The organism is Marinomonas vulgaris (assembly GCF_018145875.1).
GTDB classification, from domain to species: Bacteria; Pseudomonadota; Gammaproteobacteria; order Pseudomonadales; family Marinomonadaceae; genus Marinomonas; species Marinomonas vulgaris.
Map to the genome: position 1 here is coordinate 128,484 of NZ_JAGSSV010000003.1, position 16,453 is coordinate 144,936.

The 16,453-nt window shown below is 46.1% G+C and carries 15 protein-coding genes; 4 read left to right on the forward strand and 11 right to left on the reverse strand.

Annotated elements, in window-relative coordinates:
- Window positions 1-39: 39 nt before the first annotated feature.
- From J9B83_RS04255 to def, 5 genes are all read right to left on the reverse strand, one after another.
- Entirely contained in the window at window positions 40-1,488 is a 1,449-nt protein-coding gene (locus J9B83_RS04255; protein WP_211535494.1) for a TrkH family potassium uptake protein, read from the reverse strand.
- A 40-nt stretch (window positions 1,489-1,528) separates the two neighbouring features.
- Window positions 1,529-2,902, reverse strand: a complete 1,374-nt coding sequence (gene trkA, locus J9B83_RS04260; RefSeq protein WP_211535495.1) for a Trk system potassium transporter TrkA — start codon at window positions 2,900-2,902, stop codon at window positions 1,529-1,531.
- 407 nt (window positions 2,903-3,309) lie between these two features.
- Window positions 3,310-4,668, reverse strand: a complete 1,359-nt coding sequence (gene rsmB / locus J9B83_RS04265; RefSeq protein WP_211535496.1) for a 16S rRNA (cytosine(967)-C(5))-methyltransferase RsmB — start codon at window positions 4,666-4,668, stop codon at window positions 3,310-3,312.
- On the reverse strand, window positions 4,665-5,690 hold the full coding sequence (gene fmt, locus J9B83_RS04270; protein WP_211535497.1) for a methionyl-tRNA formyltransferase: 1,026 nt from the start codon (window positions 5,688-5,690) through the stop codon (window positions 4,665-4,667). Before fmt ends, rsmB begins: the two co-directional genes overlap by 4 nt.
- Window positions 5,691-5,766: 76 nt before the next feature.
- The gene (gene def, locus J9B83_RS04275) at window positions 5,767-6,282 is read right to left on the reverse strand and encodes a peptide deformylase (RefSeq protein ID WP_211535498.1); all 516 of its coding nucleotides are present in this window, start codon (window positions 6,280-6,282) and stop codon (window positions 5,767-5,769) included.
- Between the two features lie 302 nt (window positions 6,283-6,584).
- On the opposite strand from def, the gene dprA reads away from it, so the two are divergent.
- Complete coding sequence (gene dprA / locus J9B83_RS04280; RefSeq protein WP_211535499.1) at window positions 6,585-7,757, forward strand: DNA-processing protein DprA; 1,173 nt, start codon at window positions 6,585-6,587, stop codon at window positions 7,755-7,757.
- Window positions 7,758-7,763: 6 nt separating this feature from the next.
- On the opposite strand, the gene J9B83_RS04285 is transcribed toward dprA, so the two are convergent.
- A complete protein-coding gene (locus J9B83_RS04285) occupies window positions 7,764-8,183 on the reverse strand; it encodes an RNA-binding S4 domain-containing protein (protein WP_211535500.1) in 420 nt (139 codons plus the stop codon).
- A gap of 44 nt (window positions 8,184-8,227) precedes the next feature.
- On the opposite strand from J9B83_RS04285, the gene cysQ reads away from it, so the two are divergent.
- Entirely contained in the window at window positions 8,228-9,076 is an 849-nt protein-coding gene (gene cysQ, locus J9B83_RS04290; protein ID WP_211535501.1) for a 3'(2'),5'-bisphosphate nucleotidase CysQ, read from the forward strand.
- Window positions 9,077-9,115: 39 nt separating this feature from the next.
- Here cysQ and J9B83_RS04295 read toward each other — a convergent pair whose 3' ends face one another.
- Together J9B83_RS04295 and csiR are read right to left on the reverse strand one after the other, a co-directional pair.
- A complete protein-coding gene (locus J9B83_RS04295; RefSeq protein ID WP_211535502.1) occupies window positions 9,116-9,616 on the reverse strand; it encodes a GNAT family N-acetyltransferase in 501 nt (166 codons plus the stop codon).
- Window positions 9,617-9,683: 67 nt separating this feature from the next.
- The gene (gene csiR, locus J9B83_RS04300) at window positions 9,684-10,388 is read right to left on the reverse strand and encodes a DNA-binding transcriptional regulator CsiR (protein ID WP_236037103.1); all 705 of its coding nucleotides are present in this window, start codon (window positions 10,386-10,388) and stop codon (window positions 9,684-9,686) included.
- 216 nt (window positions 10,389-10,604) lie between these two features.
- On the opposite strand from csiR, the gene glaH reads away from it, so the two are divergent.
- Together glaH and lhgO are read left to right on the forward strand one after the other, a co-directional pair.
- A complete protein-coding gene (glaH, locus tag J9B83_RS04305; RefSeq protein ID WP_211535503.1) occupies window positions 10,605-11,558 on the forward strand; it encodes a glutarate dioxygenase GlaH in 954 nt (317 codons plus the stop codon).
- A gap of 135 nt (window positions 11,559-11,693) precedes the next feature.
- Window positions 11,694-12,902, forward strand: a complete 1,209-nt coding sequence (gene lhgO, locus J9B83_RS04310) for an L-2-hydroxyglutarate oxidase (RefSeq protein WP_211535504.1) — start codon at window positions 11,694-11,696, stop codon at window positions 12,900-12,902.
- A gap of 116 nt (window positions 12,903-13,018) precedes the next feature.
- On the opposite strand, the gene J9B83_RS04315 is transcribed toward lhgO, so the two are convergent.
- From J9B83_RS04315 to J9B83_RS04325, 3 genes are all read right to left on the reverse strand, one after another.
- A complete protein-coding gene (locus J9B83_RS04315) occupies window positions 13,019-14,338 on the reverse strand; it encodes a TRAP transporter large permease (RefSeq protein WP_211535505.1) in 1,320 nt (439 codons plus the stop codon).
- Entirely contained in the window at window positions 14,335-14,841 is a 507-nt protein-coding gene (locus J9B83_RS04320) for a TRAP transporter small permease subunit (RefSeq protein ID WP_328797691.1), read from the reverse strand. The genes J9B83_RS04315 and J9B83_RS04320 overlap by 4 nt, the downstream gene beginning before the upstream one ends.
- A 129-nt stretch (window positions 14,842-14,970) precedes the next feature.
- Entirely contained in the window at window positions 14,971-15,996 is a 1,026-nt protein-coding gene (locus J9B83_RS04325; RefSeq protein WP_211535507.1) for a TRAP transporter substrate-binding protein, read from the reverse strand.
- Between the last annotated feature and the right edge of the window lie 457 nt (window positions 15,997-16,453).

The window sequence follows — 16,453 nt, forward strand, 5'->3', positions numbered from 1 at the left end:
GCTCTCTTCCTTCTTTCGAATGGATATTGTCACTTAAGCTTATCTTTGCCAAAACATCGGCGTGAATAATACCAACAAGGTGAATACTTCCAAACGGCCTAATAACATAGAAAAGCACAGCATCCATTTTGCTGGATCACTGATACTGGTAAAGCTTGCAGACACGTCGCCCAGTCCCGGGCCAAGGTTATTGAGCGTCGCCGCCACGGCAGACCATGAGGTAACTTGATCCAGCCCTGTGGCCATCAGGCCAATCATCAAAACGATATAAACCAACAAATAGGCGGAGAAAAACCCCCACACCGCCGACACCACGCGCTCTTGAATCGCCTTGCCACCGACTTTAACGGGAATCACGGCATTCGGGTGAATAAGACGTTGGATTTCACGCATACCCTGTTTGAGGATCAATAAAATACGAATAACCTTCATACCGCCACCGGTTGAGCTGGCACAGCCCCCAACAAACGAAGTGACAATGAGTAAGAAAGGCAAAAAGTGCGGCCAGTCAGCAAACCCAGAAGTACCAAACCCCGCGGTGGTCGCGATTGTTACGGTTTCAAATATTGCGTATCGGATTGAGTTGCCCCAGTCATAGGTAGACGTCATCGCCAGTACCAGCGTTGACAAAATAATGGTGCTGGACAGCATCAACAAAAAGAAACGTGCTTCGGGGTCTTTAAAGTAATGCCAAACGCTTTTGTGACGCCAGGCGAAGAAGTGCAAAGCAAAGTTAAACGCCGATACCGTCATAAAGAAAGTACAAATAAGCTCGATGGCGACGCTGTCAAAATAGCCAATACTGGCATCGTGGGTCGAGAATCCGCCAATGGCAACCGTCGAGAAACTGTGACAAATGGCATCGAACAAGGTCATCCCTGCTATCCAATAACCCAATGCACAGACAATGGTTAATGTCGCATAAATGTACCAAAGGGCTTTGGCGGTTTCCGCGATACGCGGTGTGAGTTTGGTGTCTTTTACTGGGCCTGGGGTTTCAGCACGATAAAGCTGCATACCACCGATGCCCAACATTGGCATGATGGCCACGGCCAATACGATGATCCCCATGCCGCCTAACCACTGCAGCATTTGGCGATAAAACAGAATCGACTGGGGTAAATCATCAATGCCTAGCAAGATGGTTGCCCCCGTCGTTGTTAAACCGGAAATGGATTCAAACAAGGCATCGGTAAAAGACAGTTCAGGGTTTTCAGAAAGGAAGAAAGGCACAGAACCAAAAAAGCCCAGTACCGTCCAAAACAACACGGTGACCAAGAAACCATCACGAATTTTCAACTCGCCCCGTTCTTTGCGAACGGGAAACCAGAGCAAAAAGCCGCCGACTATGTTGGCGGCCAAACCGTACAGAAATGCATTTAGTTCGCCGTCATTGTAAATCAGTGATACCACGATGGGCGGAATCAGCGACATACTGAAGACCATAACCAACAACCCAATGACGCGTAAAATAACCCTAAAGTGCATATTTTTTCCCGGAGTAAAACTCGTTAGAAAGGATGTAAAATTAAAAGAAAGTTAAGCCAACTTGGAAGAGTTGCTCCACCGCTGGGATCTGCTTCTTATTTGTCACAAAGATAATCACATGGTCTTCTGCTTGGATCACCAATTCACTGGTGGCAATGATCAAGTCCTCCTCGCGCACAATGGCCCCAATAGTCGCACCTTCTGGTAAATTTAGGTTGGCAATACTGCGTCCTACTACTTTTGAAGAGCGATAATCTCCGTGGGCAACCGCCTCTAATGCCTCGGCGGCCCCTTTGCGCATAGAGTGCACATTGACCACATCGCCGCGGCGAATATAGCTCAATAAGGAACTGATGGTGGTTTGTTGTGGCGAAATTGCGATGTCGATCATGCCTTCTTGAACAATGTCCACATACGCTGGGTTGTTGATGATGGTCATGACGGTGCGGACACCGAGCACCTTGGCCAACATAGACGACATGATGTTGGCTTCGTCGTTGTTGGTCAGCGCACAAAATACGTCGGTGGATTCGATATTTTCTTCCAGTAACAGCTCTTGTTTCGATGCATCGCCATTGAGCACTATGGTGTTATCGAGGTTTTCAGACAAATAGCGACAGCGCTCTAGATCTCGCTCAATGATTTTGACACGGTATTCTTTTTCCAAACTGTGCGCCAAGCGTTCGCCGATGTTACCGCCGCCAGCGATGATAATGCGACGATAAGGCGTATCCAGCGGACGCAGTTCGCTCATCACATCCAATACATCCCGCTGGGCAGTGAGGAAAAACACTTCGTCATTAGCGTGAATGTGCGTGTTGCCATCTGGTGAAATGGATTTACCATCACGGTAAATCGCCGCGATACGAGTTTGAATCGACGGCATGTGTTCTTTCAAAAAGCTGATGGGCTGACCGATAAGCGGCCCTCCTTTTTCGGCTTTCACCACTACCAATTGCACCTTACCATCGGCAAATTCCATCACCTGCAAAGCACCCGGATAACGAATTAAGCGACTTAAATGCTTAGTCACTTCCTTTTCTGGACTGATACGAACGTCCATCGGCAGGGCTTGATCATTAAACAGTTCTGGATAATGAGAATAGGCACTAGAACGGACACGGCCAATTTTTGTCGGCGTTTTGAATAAAGTATGTGCGACCTGACACGCGACCATGTTGGTTTCGTCTTGGTTACTCACGGCGATCAACATATCGGCGTCATTACAGCCGGCTTGTTTTAATACATCGGGGTGCGCGCCGCTGCCTTCAACGGTTTGAATGTCGAGACGGTCTTGGAGTTCTCTGAGGCGAACTAGGTCGGTATCAATAACGGTGATGTCGTTGTCTTCACTTGCTAAGTTTTCTGCAAGGGTCGCACCGACTTGTCCTGCACCTATGATGATGATTTTCATAATCTGCCTTTGTGTGCCCGAAAAGCCTTCTTGTTGTTAGCGATCTTTAAGGGTGTATGAATGTGAGTACCCATCCCAGTTTGCTTTGATGATGGTTCAAGCAGCTTGGGTACGGCTTTGGTCAATTTTTGATTGATTCAACTAAGATAAGTTTACCTACATACCGGCAACTATTTAACTTGAACTTGCTAAATACTCGCAATTATTTTGCTGTGGTTTTACCTAGGGTATTTGTATGTTTGAGAGCATACGTTACGAGTCTGTAAGAATTGAAGGGATGTTGTGAAATGGGTACAAGAGATAGATTTCTCAGCAAAGGGAGACATGTTTCATGTGAAACAATCTCCCTTTCTGTGGGCCACTGTGTTTACGACAACGGCGGTGATACTGGAGTTGACCGAAGATCGTTATGCTTTTTGAATCAAGCAATAATAAAAGCCATCGTGGCTTTCTAGTGTCGGAAATAATTGTCGGCCATGACTGACCTCCGTCCCCCACTCCAATGCAAATTCTGGTGTGATTGAATTTAGCGGCACTTCGGTCGCTTCTTCATGAGTGGCTAAAAAGTGCGACATCTGCTGTTCGTTTTCTTCTGGCATCAATGAGCAGGTTGCGTACAACATAAAGCCACCAGGCTTTAATGTCGACCAAACGTTTTTAATGATGGTCTTCTGAATGGCAACCAGTTCTTCTATATCGGCGGGTTTACGATTTATCTTGATGTCTGGATTACGACGAATGACTCCCGTAGCAGAGCAAGGTACATCCAATAAAATCTTATCGAAATGTTCACCGTCCCACCACGCGTCCAGTTCACCCGCGTCAGCGCAAACTAGGTGTGCGTTATAGCCTAAACGCTCAAGATTCGATTCGATTTTTTCCATACGCCAAGGTTCTAATTCGACCGCAGTTAGGTCTATTTCATCAGATACTTCCAGTAAGTGCCCTGTTTTACCACCTGGTGCCGCACAAGCATCCAATATCTTTTCACTTTTTTTTGGCGACAAAATATGAGCAGACAATTGCGCCGCTTCGTCTTGCACGCTGACAAAACCGCTTTCAAAATCAGGTAACTCTGACACGCGAGTGGCATTTTTTAGGTACAGAGCGGACGGTGAAAACTCACCAAAGGTGGATTTTATACCCACTTCTTCCAGTTTTGACTGATATGTTTCACGTGAAACTCGGTGCTGGTTTACGCGAAGACACATTGGTGGATGCATGTTGCTGGCATCGACGATGCTTTCAAACTGCTCAGGCCAATGTTTAAGGAAGCGCTTAAGTAACCATTTTGGTTGGTTGTATTCGACTGACGGCGTGGATTCTAATTCGGCTTCAATCTCATCAACTTCTCGCTGATAGCGACGCAACACAGCGTTCATCAATTTTGTTGCCCAGTCCTTTTTAAGCAGACGACAGGCTTCGACGGTTTCATGAACTGCCGCATGGTCTGGGGTATTCATGTAGGTCAATTGGTATAAACCCAAGAGCAAGGTGGCGTATAAATCCGTGTCTTTTTCTTCAAACGGATGCGCCAACAAATGCAGCGCTATGCTATTTAGTTTTGGATATTGGCGGCACACACCGAAACACAATTCTTTTAAGAGTGGTATGTGCTCGCTTGCCACGTCTTGTTGGTGGCGCGCCAGTTGTGTACTCAATGAACCTTGTTGCAGCAAGATATTGGTGATGACTTGGATCGCGACTTGGCGAGCGCTGTGTTGAATCGAAAGGTCGTCGGTTTGGGGTGTTTGTTTGTTATTCATGCTGTTTGCTCGATACGGCCAAATTGTTGACCAATGACTAGGGCGGCTTTGTGTTTGCCATTGAGGGCGTCTTGTATTTTCATGCGTTTACCACCGGCAAATTGAACCTCGGTAATCAGAATCGCTCCTTGGCCTGTGGCGACAATAATGCCCTCTTTACTGACAACCAAGAGATCGCCCGGTGTGGAATCTTCATCACCGACGCTAGCAATTTGTGCTGCGTGAATTTTCATAACGCCTGCTTGGCTGTGCGTGTACGCTACTGGCCAAGGTGACAAACCGCGGATTTGTCGCTCAATCTGTTTAGCGGAAGCGGCCCAGTCAATGTTGGCTTCTTGCTTGGTGAGTTTGGCCGCGTAACAGCTCGCGTTATCGTCTTGTTTTTCAGCGGTCAATGAACCAGTTTTCAGCTTTTCTATGGCGTCGATTAACGCTGAGCCGCCAAGAGTCGCCAAACGATCGTGTAAGCTGGCAGAGGTATCAGAGGGTTTGATATCGCATGACGCTTTCAACAACATGTCGCCTGTGTCTAGGCCGACGTCCATTTGCATAATGGTAATGCCGGTTTCGTCATCCCCTGCAATAAGCGACCGATGAATCGGCGCCGCACCGCGCCAGCGAGGTAACAAAGACGCGTGAACGTTAATGCAGCCAAGTTTGGGCGTATCCAACACCACTTTCGGTAAGATAATACCGTAGGCAGCCACTATCATGAGGTCGGCATTGAGATTCGCAAGCTGTGCTTTGTCTTCGTCCTGTTTAAAATTCAATGGCTGAAACACAGGAATATCATGGGCGATAGCCAATTGTTTCACTGGGCTTTGTACCAGTTTTTGACCGCGTCCAGCGGGACGATCGGGTTGGGTGTAAACACCCACGAGCTGATAGTGGTTCTCGGTCGCCGAATCCAGCAGTGCTTGTAAGCTCGCCGCGGCAAATTCTGGTGTGCCGGCGAAAATGATGCGCAGCGGCGACTGATCATTAGGTGCGTAAGAAAAAACAGAATGTGAATGTGTGGGCATAAAAGCTCCTTAACAAAAAATCAGGCCAAAGCCTGATTTTAGAATGTCTATTTGATGATCTTGCAAGCGGGTCAAACTAGCCTTGTTTCAGAGCAAGCTTATGGGCTTTTTCCAACTTGCTCTTAATGCGGTTGCGTTTTAGTGGTGACAAATAATCCACCATCAGTTTACCGTCAAGATGATCAACTTCGTGCTGCACGCACACCGCCATTAACTCATCAACTTCTAAAGCGAACGGTTTGCCGTGACGATCCAGCGCATGCACTTTTACTTTGGCTGCGCGGTAAATATGCTCGTAGAAACCAGGCACAGACAAGCAACCTTCTTGGAATTCGTTTGGCTCGTCGTCTAGGATTTCAAACTCAGGATTGATGAACACAATCGGTTCATTGCGTTCTTCAGAGAAATCCATCACCACCAAACGGTAGTGATAATCCACCTGCGTAGCCGCTAAGCCCAAACCGTTTTCGTCGTACATGGTGTCTAGCATGTCGTCGATTTGCGTTTGTAAGGCGTCTGTGAATTCGGTAATCGGCTTAGCAACGGTGCGTAAGCGTTTGTCTGGGTATTCAAGTACAGTTAATACAGCCATGATCTTTTCCAACGATGTGTCTTTGTTCTTTAACGAAGCGTACAAGAGAATAAACCGTCAGCGACGACACTCTCTTGTGCTCTTTTGATGGTGCCTATTGTAACGCAAGTCGATCTATTGAGCAGTCTTCTGATGGCGGTTTTTTGGCCAATATGCTTGAATAGGGTTTATAGCCTCAGACTATTTGATCATTGATTAATCGAGTCGAGGTGGTTTTGGGCATGGATTGTCCAGTTTGTCATTGAGCAATGGCATTTGATCGGGGCGCTCACTGCCCTTCTAACACGCAAGGAAGCCTGTTTATGAATACTCCTCATCTAGCGGATTTAACCAAGACCGATTGGTTATGCCTAAGCTTTTTATCGAGCATTGGCCCTTCTCGTCTTTCACGGCTATTTACCTATCTACAACAACTCGATGCGCCCACCGCAGACTGCATTTCTTACGAAGTGCTAACGGCGCTTAAATGGCCAGATGTGACGGCACGAGAAGCCATGGCGTATTTGAGCAACGGCTCACTTACCAAAGAACAAGCCATCAAACGAGACGACTCTTTAACTTGGTTGGCAAAAGACACGCATTCACTCATTCTTCAAAACGAAGAGGCTTACCCCAGCGCACTCAAAGAAATCAATGTAGCCCCTGCTTTTTTGTATGTGGAAGGTCAGCTTGAGCCCCTGGCTTTGCCAAAGCTTGGCATAGTTGGCGCCAGAAAATGCACTCGCTATGCCCGAGATGCCACGCTTCAGTTAGCAGGGCAACTCTCTGCGCACGGTATTTGTGTGGTTAGCGGTGGTGCAATGGGCATTGATACCGCGGCCCATCAAGGGGCTTTACAAGACAAAACGACGCCGACCATCGCCATTATGGGCACTGGATTACTGCACCGTTACCCTTCTCAAAATCGCCGTATGTTCGACGAGATTTTAGAACAAGGTGCGTTAGTCAGTGAGTATCCACTGACGACCAGCCCTAGGCCGCATCTTTTTCCGCCGCGGAATCGCATTATTAGTGGTGTCAGTATGGGCGTTTTGGTGGCAGAAGCATCCATCAAGAGCGGTTCCTTGATCAGCGCCAGTTACGCGGTGCAGCAAAATCGTGATGTATTCGCCCTACCCGGACGTTTAACCGATGTGCAATCGGAAGGTTGTCACCAATTAATTCGACAAGGCGCGACCTTAGTACGTCGGGTAGAAGACATTTTGGAAGAGTATGCGGATTTAAGTCAGACGAACAAAACACAAAGTATGCTGCCTCTTGGGCAACGTCAGGTATCCTTGCAATTGCTACCGACGGACGCCTCTAAACAAGCCAAAGATGTATTGGCTTGTTTAGAGCGGGACACCACGCCAATGGACTTCGACGAGCTAATTCGACAAACTCAAATGCCAGCCGGTGACATGATGCAGGCTCTGATGGAATTAGAGTTGTATGGTTGTGTCGAAAATCGCTCTGGATTGTATGGCCGCTGTTAGTTTGTCTTACTCTGTGCCACTGAACATATCTTTTTTGAGTTGCTTAATGTCGCGGCGTTCTTTCTTGTTGGGTTTATGGTCCGACATAATGCGTCCGCCAAACGACTTATTCTCTAGCGCACGCTTTTCCCGCTTAGCAATGGACTCTGGGGTTTCCTCGTACAGCATTTGCGCTTCAGGTGCGCCGCGTCGTTGGCCGCTGATGTCGATGATTTTTACCACCTTTTCATCCCATCCAAGGCGAATGCCGATCAAGGCGCCCACTTCCACATTGCGACTGGCTTTGCCTTTGCTGCCGTTGTAGGAGACCTTGCCGCCATCAATGGCGTCTTTGCAGAGCGAGCGGGTTTTATAAAAACGAGCGGCCCAAAGCCACTTATCTAAACGTACGGCTTGTGGTGTCGAGTGCTTTTCTGGTTTACTCATAGAGAATGCGTTGATCCTATTCTGTTGTCATATTCGAGGCTGTTATGCAGGACGTTAAAACACACCCCATTTTTCAAGCTCTTCAAAAAATAATGTACGATGCCGCTGATGTAATTATGGAAGTTTATCAACGCGCTGATCTTGGCATCGAGCAAAAGCTAGACGACAGCCCTGTCACGGCGGCTGACCTTGCGGCACATAATATAATCTTAGCAGGTTTGAAAACGCTTACACCTGATATTCCTGTTCTGTCCGAAGAAGGTGTGGTGACCTTTGAAGAGCGTTCCAAGTGGTCCACACTCTGGGTTGTTGACCCTCTCGATGGCACCAAAGAATTCATCAAACGCAACGGCGAGTTCAGTATTAATATTGCTTTGGTCGAGAACGGTGTGCCTTTGCTGGGTATGGTGTACCTACCGACAACAACCGAAGGTTACTTTGGTGCTACGACAGCATGGGAGAATTTGCCGGTTGGCGCCATTAAATGGCAAGGCGACGAATACGAACTCATTACCGTACGAACACCGCGCGAACCGATTATTGCCATGACGAGCCGTAGCCACGGTCCATCGCTGCCGGTCGATTTAAAAAACAACCTCAAAGAAACCTATGAACAGGTACGAGAATTACCCAAAGGCAGTTCAATAAAAGGTTGTCGTATCGCCGAAGGCATTGCTGATTTGCACCTGCGCCGTGGGCCGACCAGCGAATGGGACACCGCCGCGCAACAAGCCATCATAGAAGCCGCAGGCGGTATGCTCGTTACCCCTCAAGGCAAACCGTTTCGCTATAATCAAAGAGAAACCCTATTGAACGGGCACTTCTTTGTCTGTGGCGCTGAAATCGCCCCCTACATTATGAATTGGTATTCTCAGCAAGACGAAGAATCGTAATTCGCTGGTACATTGATGTTTGGGTTGTAGTAGAGAGTCTTAAAAAAGCGCCGCGTTCTTAGCCAGTTCGTCTGGCGCTAAACGGTAAATCCGCATGTTATCAATGCAGTAAGCCCCCTGATTTTGGTAAAATTCAATCGCTGGTGTGTTCCAATCTAGGCACCCCCACTCTAAGAATTCGCACCCACGAGATACTGCTAATCTAGATAAAAATTGCATGACTAGGTTGCCAATTCCTTTGCCTCGAACAGCATCGTCAATAAATAAAGCATCGAGGTACAAACCGGAACGACCAGAAAAAGCCGAGCTCTTTTCATAATAATAGGCAAAACCGACATCAATGCCGTTGTCTGATATAAAAATAGCCTCACCAATGCCTTTTTCTAATAGACGCGCAATACGTTCAGGTGTGGCAATGATGCTATCAGCCATTTTCTGAAATCGTCCCAACTCCTGCATAAAGTGCACAACCAATTCGGCGTCGTCGACAGAGGCGTGACGGATCATACAAGAAGGGCGTTTAGTGTGAATGATGTCCATGTTGTGCATATCCTTTTCTTAATTGTAAGAAGGCTGAAGCAGCGCTGAGTTGGTTCAAAACGTGACGTCAGTCAAAAGGGTTATCAATCACCGCCGTCGCTTGCAAAATTAGGCTTGGGCTGAGTATGTGTTTACGAATGATGGCTGTCGCAGTCGCGGCGTTTCGGCTTAGTAATGCCTCGACCAGGGCTTCGTGTTCTTTTTTGTTCGCATCAAATACAGACAAATCCACCATGTTTTTTTTAAGCCACAAGTTACGGTAGCGAGAGGCTTTTTCATAAAGTGCATCTCGTACTTGTAACAAAGCAGGCGACTGACACCCTTCGGCGATAGCAGAATGAAAGTCGTGGTGATATTGCTCCCACAAATGTGGCTCGTTTTCGAGCAAGTCGGCGTGGAGCTTCATTTTGTGCGCGCAGGCCACAATATTCGCTTCCCATTCATCGTCACCGCGTTCTATGGCAAAGCCGACACACAGGGCTTCGATTTCGGCTCGGGTCTCGTAAATATCAATCAGTTCTGCTTTAGAGATTGGGTGTACACGAAAGCCCCGCTGGTTCTCAACAATGACTAACTGTTTTACCAAGAGCTGGGACAAGGCTTCTCGTAATGGCCCAACCCCCACGTCATAGCGCGCTTTTAATCGCGTCATTCGCAGCTTTTCACCTGGCTGAAAATACCCCGTCAAAATGTCATAAGTTAGCGCCCCCAGCACTTGAGCGGCTGAGTTGTCTTTGTTGTCAACGTCGGTTTTTTCATTTGTTTTCATCATTATGCGCTCATGTGGCGAGTTCTCTTGCGGCGTTTATTAACCGCTAAGTGTGAGTAGTGAGGTTTGCATTCTATGTGAAGACAGAAAAATAGTTAAGAGCGTTTGCTCAAAAATGCTTGACGTTTAAATTAAATGAATTACATTACGTCAAAACGTAGACGTTTTTAATTAATGACGATATTTTAAGTGAAAAACAAAAACAACAGGAGACACACAATGAGCGCCGTTGCAAAAGAGCAGACCATTCCTTATACCATGCAGGGCTTTACTGTAGCGGATTTTCCCGCTAGTAAACGCTTACAAATTGTTACCTTAGACGAAGCAACAATCACCGCGTTTGCAGACGCTGTAGCAGAGTGGACGGTCCAAGGTATTGAATACAAACCTTTCTTACGCTTTGAAGTGGCCGACCGGTTGGATAAGGTGACAGGTTACACTTTGGGTAAATGCCTCAATGATATAGTTCGAGATCGAGCAACAGGGGCGTTTTTGCTGAACTATCAAGGTAATCCTGGTGTAGAAGACGGTGAAGCTCGTACGGAATTTGAAGTGAAATTGTCTACTGCGATTTCGCATATCATTGGTTTATCTAATCACGATGCCATGTACGGACAATATTACGCACGCTTTACTGTACGTAACGTCGATAACTCTGACAGTTACTTGCGCAAGCCCCATCGTCGCATGGAGCTGCACAATGATGGTACTTATGTGAACGAGCGCACCGATTATGTTTTGATGCAAAAGCTAAAAGAAGAAAACATGCAAGGCGGCAATTCATTGTTGCTGCATGTGGATGATTGGGCTGAGTTGGAGACATTTGCTAAGCACCCATTAGCTAAGCAAGACATTGTATGGGGCGCACCAAAATCGAAAAACGTTGATGTGAAAGTTGAACATCCTGTGTTCTTTGAGGAGGATGCTGACGGTAATCCTATGATGCTATACATCGACCAATTCGCTGAGCCAAGTAACAAGGCGCAAGGTAAGTATTTATTTGAAATGGGTGAATCTCTAGAAGCGGACCCTAACTTTTTGTCGGTTCCTATGCCTGTGGGTTCTATGTTGGTGATTCACAATCATTTCTGGCTGCATGGTCGCGATAAGTTTGTACCTCATCCTGGCTTATGCCGCGAGCTGCTTCGCCAACGAGGACATTTCACGGATTAGCTAGGGTTTGGTCATCCAGTGATGACGACACAGTGATACCAAAAAGAGAATCAAAGCAGCGACGAAGTAACGGCTTCGTCGCTGCTTTTGTATGGGTATAATGAACCCACCATCAGCAAGCTGAGCGAGAACAAGATGATGTACGATTTTATTATTATTGGCGGCGGCATTGTCGGCGTTTCTACCGCATGGCAACTACAACAACGCCATCAAGATAAGAAAGTGTTATTGCTCGAAAAAGAGTCCGTGTATTCCAAGCACCAAACTGGACATAACAGCGGCGTGATTCATGCGGGTGTGTATTATGCGCCAGGCAGTATGAAGGCGCGTTTTTGCAAAGCGGGCGTGTCCGCCACCATGGCATTTTGTGACCGTAAAAACATTCCTTATGAGCAATGCGGTAAGCTGTTGGTCGCAACGACTGAGTTAGAAGTCGAGCGCATGAAGGCTTTGTTCGAGCGTTGCAAAGAAAACGGCTTAGATGTAGAAATGCTCGACGCTGAGCAATTAAAGCAACGCGAGCCCAACATTGTTGGCTTAGGTGGATTTTTTGTCAAAGACACCGCCATCGTAAACTATCAGCAAGTCACCACTCACATGGCCGAAGAGTTCGTTGAATTGGGCGGTACCGCCCTATTGAATCATGAAGTGACAGGACTGATGGAAAGCGAGCAAGAAGTCACCGTGGTTGCGCAACACCAAGGCGCAGAAAAGACCTTTCAGGGGCGTTTCTTAATCACCTGTTCCGGTTTAATGGCTGACAGAACCACCAAGATGTTGGGCATCCCGACGGACTTTCAAATTATCCCGTTTCGTGGCGAGTACTACCAACTGCCAGCGAAATACAACAACATTGTTAACCACCTAATCTACCCTATTCCTGATCCTGACCTTCCTTTTCTCGGCGTGCATTTAACGCGCATGATTGACGGTTCTGTAACCGTTGGGCCTAACGCAGTACAGGGTTGGAAACGCGAAGGCTATGGACGAGTCAATATTTCGATTAAAGACATCGCGGACATGATGCGTTTTTCAGGCTTCTGGCGCGTATTAAAAAACAACTGGCGCACCGGCTTGGTAGAAACAAAAAACTCCTTGTGGAAACCGGGCTATCTAAAAATGGTGCAAAAATACTGTCCTCAACTGACAGTGGCCGACTTACAACCTTACCCTGCTGGTATTCGCGCGCAAGCGGTCATGAAAGATGGCTCACTGGTACACGACTTCCTCTTTGCCAACAGTCCACGAAGCCTGCACGTATGCAATGCACCCTCGCCTGCCGCTACATCAGCAATACCGATTGGCGAGTATATTTGTGACAAGGTGGAAGAGATATCGCGTTAATCTATATATAGAAAGAGAATTAATAGGTTTTTGTAACCTATATTTGAACCAAAAAAAGAGCTTCAAATTGAAGCTCTTTTTTTTGGTTTTTTTAATCGACTTGTAAAATCAGAGTATTAATCCATTAACTGATTTGGTAACCAAGTGACTAGTTCAGGGATCATCATGACAGTGATGAGAACCAGTAATTTGAGCAATACAAAAGGTAATATCGACTTATATATATCTAACATGGTCACACCAGGCGGTGCGATACCTTTGAGATAAAATAGCGCGAAACCATAGGGTGGTGTTTGTACTGCAATCTCGATATTTAAGATCATCAAGATACCAAACCATATAGGGTCGTAACCGAGTGCCACGGCGATGGGAGTAAAAATAGGCGCACATATTAGAACAATAATGAACTCATCAATAATGAAGCCGAGCAACAACATGATTAGCTGAAATAACATAATGATGACAATGGGCGGTAGGCCTAGGTCTTGCGTAAAACCAGCCACCATGTTTTGAACGCCCATCAGCAGATGGAAGTTACTAAACACGGATGCCCCAACAATAATCCACATGGCAACACTGACTAATAAGGCCGCCTGCATACCGGCTTTTTGTACCATTCTTGGCTTGAATCGTTTGAATAGAATGGCCAGTACAATGGCACCGACGACACCAATGGCGCCTGATTCTGTTGGCGTTGCAATACCCATAATAATGCTGCCAAGCACGGCAACAATTAACAACAAAGAAAGCAGGCCATCTCGAGCGGTTAAAAACTTTTCTTTGACGGTAGGTAATACCTCTGGTACTGGATCAAGCGGCGCTCTTTTAGGGTTGAGCTTACAAGAAATTACCACGTACGTGATTAGCAATATAATGGTGATCAGAGCAGGAATTAACGCACCAATAAACATGCGCCCTACTGAATTTTGTGTCGAAGAGGCAAACATGATCATAGGGATACTAGGAGGAATTAATATGCCTAAACCACCACCTGCCATGATAACCCCTAAGGCAAGGCGTTTATCGTAGCCACGTTCCAACATAGGACGAAGAGCGATACTGCCTGAGGTCATGATACCTGCACCGATTATACCCACCATGGCACCAATCATAGAACACACGACGATAACGCTGATGGCTAGCGAACCTCGAACTCGACCGATAATCATTTGGCTGGCATTAAACATAGCATCGCCAATGCCCGAACGAGTAAGTAGCTGTCCCATATAAATGTACAGAGGGATAGCCAGTAAAATGAAACTAAAATGTGTAGACTCTAGCGTAGTTGGAATAACATTAAATAGTGCATCTCCCCAAGTCAGGTAGCCGATGCCCATGGCAATACCACCTAACGCTAGACCAACGGGCGCACCCAACGCGAATGCGACAACGATACAGACTAATAAAATTCCCGTTAATAATTCAATACCAATCATTGGTCATCTTCCTGTGCATCTTTCAACAATTCAGGTAGTAATGGCTTGCCTGTTATTGCCTGATGAAGTGAGTTAATCCAGTCGCTTGAAAGCTGGAGGATGAGAAGAACACTGGCTACGGCAATCATTAACCAGTAATGATGCATTTGAGGTGCCCATTCGCTTTGACGGCGATAATTAAACTCTAGAGCCTCTTCGAACTTTCCGATGCTGACCTTGCACATAATCACAACAAACAATATCGCCAAGGCAAAGGAAAACAAGTTAAAGACCCCTTTTAAGCGATCAGAGACCTTGTTATATAAAATATCAACATTGATATGCGCACGCTGCTGTTGAGCGTAGGCGCCGCCTAATGCGGCAATATAACTAAAAATGAACAAAGAAGTGTCGTATGCCCAAACTGTCGGCTGATTCAAGATGTATCGAGAGAAAACCTCAAATGCAACGACAAGCGCCAATAATGGCATCAGATAGGAAACAGAATTTCCAATGAAAGCCACCAATGTGTGCACTCCCAGACAATAGCGCCTAATAGCAGTCATTATCATTATTTTACTACCTGTGTAGGTGAGTGAAGAAAGAATAACGGCCTTCGAAAAGGCCGTTATTCTGAGAAGTTGCTAGCTGTATTACATCTGTTCTTTACGAAGAATATCAATCAGCTCTTTGCTGAACTTATCAGCTGCTGCGTATTCGTCATAAAGACTCGCACCAGCATTCTTCCAAGCTAACTTATCTGCATCGCTTGCAGCAGGGCTCCACTGAAGGCCTTTTGACTGCATGTCTGCAACGGCTTCGGCTTCCCACAATTTAGATTTGTTCATTTGCTCTTGAGCGTGGGCTGTTGTAGCGGCTTTTACGATGGCTTTCAGGTCATCAGGTAATTTGTTCCAAGCGCTTTTATTTACAATGATAGGTAATACTTGTGCGCCAGCTAAAGGAAGAGGATACATGTATTTTGCTACTTCAACGTGGTTACCGTCACGGTGATCGATCATGTTTGAACCGATAGAACCGTCAATGACGCCAGTTGAAAGACTGGTATAGATTTCGGACCAAGAAAGAGAAACCGGTGAAGCACCCAAGTTGCGAAGGAACTTACCATATGCGCCTGGTGCTCGGATTTTCAAACCTTTGAAGTCTTCAATAGAGTTAATTGGTTCTTTTGTAAGAACGTAAACAGCAGGCTGAATATAAGGGTCAAGCCAAACAAGGCCTTGTTCTGCGTACGCTCTTTCTAGAATAGGTCCCCAGCCTTTCTCATGGAACAAGGTAGACAGTTCAGCAACGTCACTGGTGCCACCAGGTAAGCCGATTTCAACAATACCTGCAGGTAGTTCACCTGCGTTCAAAGATTGAAACGTCGCTCCCATGGTAATTAGTCCTGTTTTAACGGAACCAAAAATACCAGAAGAACCTACGCCCTCTCCAGCGTACAGTGTTTGTACTTTGATACGACCGTTAGACATGGTTTCAATATTTTTAGCAAAATTTTCATAGACCTCACCAAACGCGGTACCACGGCTGTAAAGATTGGCGAAGCGCCAGTTGTATTCAGCAGCATGGGCTGTTGATGCCACAGCCCCCAGACCAAGAGCCATAGTCAATGAACCTGTAATCAAGTGCTTTTTCAGTTTCTGGATTGCTTTCATCATAGTGTCACCTCGAAATGTTTGGATGGTAAATTTATGTTTTGTCTATACCTCGCAATCGATACTTTCAAAAAGTGTGCACGCATTAAAGCACGCAAAATCTATCTAAAGTTTTGTGCTTACCAAACAATGAAGAAAAGCAAAAGCTTATATAAATCAAATAAATACATCCACGATGCGCACTTATTGAGGGCTTGTTGTGCCAAATTGGTGCATATTAAACGTGAGTCTATTTGATTAATAGCATGAGAAATAGTGACGTATCACCTTGAAAACGTGCACTTTTTTTGCTTTTTTACAGTGTTCAAAAAATATCTCATAAACATAACAAAGCGCACCAGAAAAGTGCTTTTAACAATGGGTGATCAGCTAAAGAATTAGTTTTTTATGAAGACTATTTTCACATGACTCTCTACTACATGAAGTTATTTGATAATTATTGTTTTGAGCTACAAATAAA

Coding starts and splice junctions, on each gene's coding strand:
- J9B83_RS04255 (WP_211535494.1), bottom strand. CDS start 1,488: ATGCACTTTAGGGTTATTTTACGCGTCATTGGGTTGTTGGTTATGGTC.
- trkA (WP_211535495.1), bottom strand. CDS start 2,902: ATGAAAATCATCATCATAGGTGCAGGACAAGTCGGTGCGACCCTTGCA.
- rsmB (WP_211535496.1), bottom strand. CDS start 4,668: ATGAATAACAAACAAACACCCCAAACCGACGACCTTTCGATTCAACAC.
- fmt (WP_211535497.1), bottom strand. CDS start 5,690: ATGCCCACACATTCACATTCTGTTTTTTCTTACGCACCTAATGATCAG.
- def (WP_211535498.1), bottom strand. CDS start 6,282: ATGGCTGTATTAACTGTACTTGAATACCCAGACAAACGCTTACGCACC.
- dprA (WP_211535499.1), top strand. CDS start 6,585: ATGAATACTCCTCATCTAGCGGATTTAACCAAGACCGATTGGTTATGC.
- J9B83_RS04285 (WP_211535500.1), bottom strand. CDS start 8,183: ATGAGTAAACCAGAAAAGCACTCGACACCACAAGCCGTACGTTTAGAT.
- cysQ (WP_211535501.1), top strand. CDS start 8,228: ATGCAGGACGTTAAAACACACCCCATTTTTCAAGCTCTTCAAAAAATA.
- J9B83_RS04295 (WP_211535502.1), bottom strand. CDS start 9,616: ATGGACATCATTCACACTAAACGCCCTTCTTGTATGATCCGTCACGCC.
- csiR (WP_236037103.1), bottom strand. CDS start 10,388: ATGATGAAAACAAATGAAAAAACCGACGTTGACAACAAAGACAACTCA.
- glaH (WP_211535503.1), top strand. CDS start 10,605: ATGAGCGCCGTTGCAAAAGAGCAGACCATTCCTTATACCATGCAGGGC.
- lhgO (WP_211535504.1), top strand. CDS start 11,694: ATGATGTACGATTTTATTATTATTGGCGGCGGCATTGTCGGCGTTTCT.
- J9B83_RS04315 (WP_211535505.1), bottom strand. CDS start 14,338: ATGATTGGTATTGAATTATTAACGGGAATTTTATTAGTCTGTATCGTT.
- J9B83_RS04325 (WP_211535507.1), bottom strand. CDS start 15,996: ATGATGAAAGCAATCCAGAAACTGAAAAAGCACTTGATTACAGGTTCA.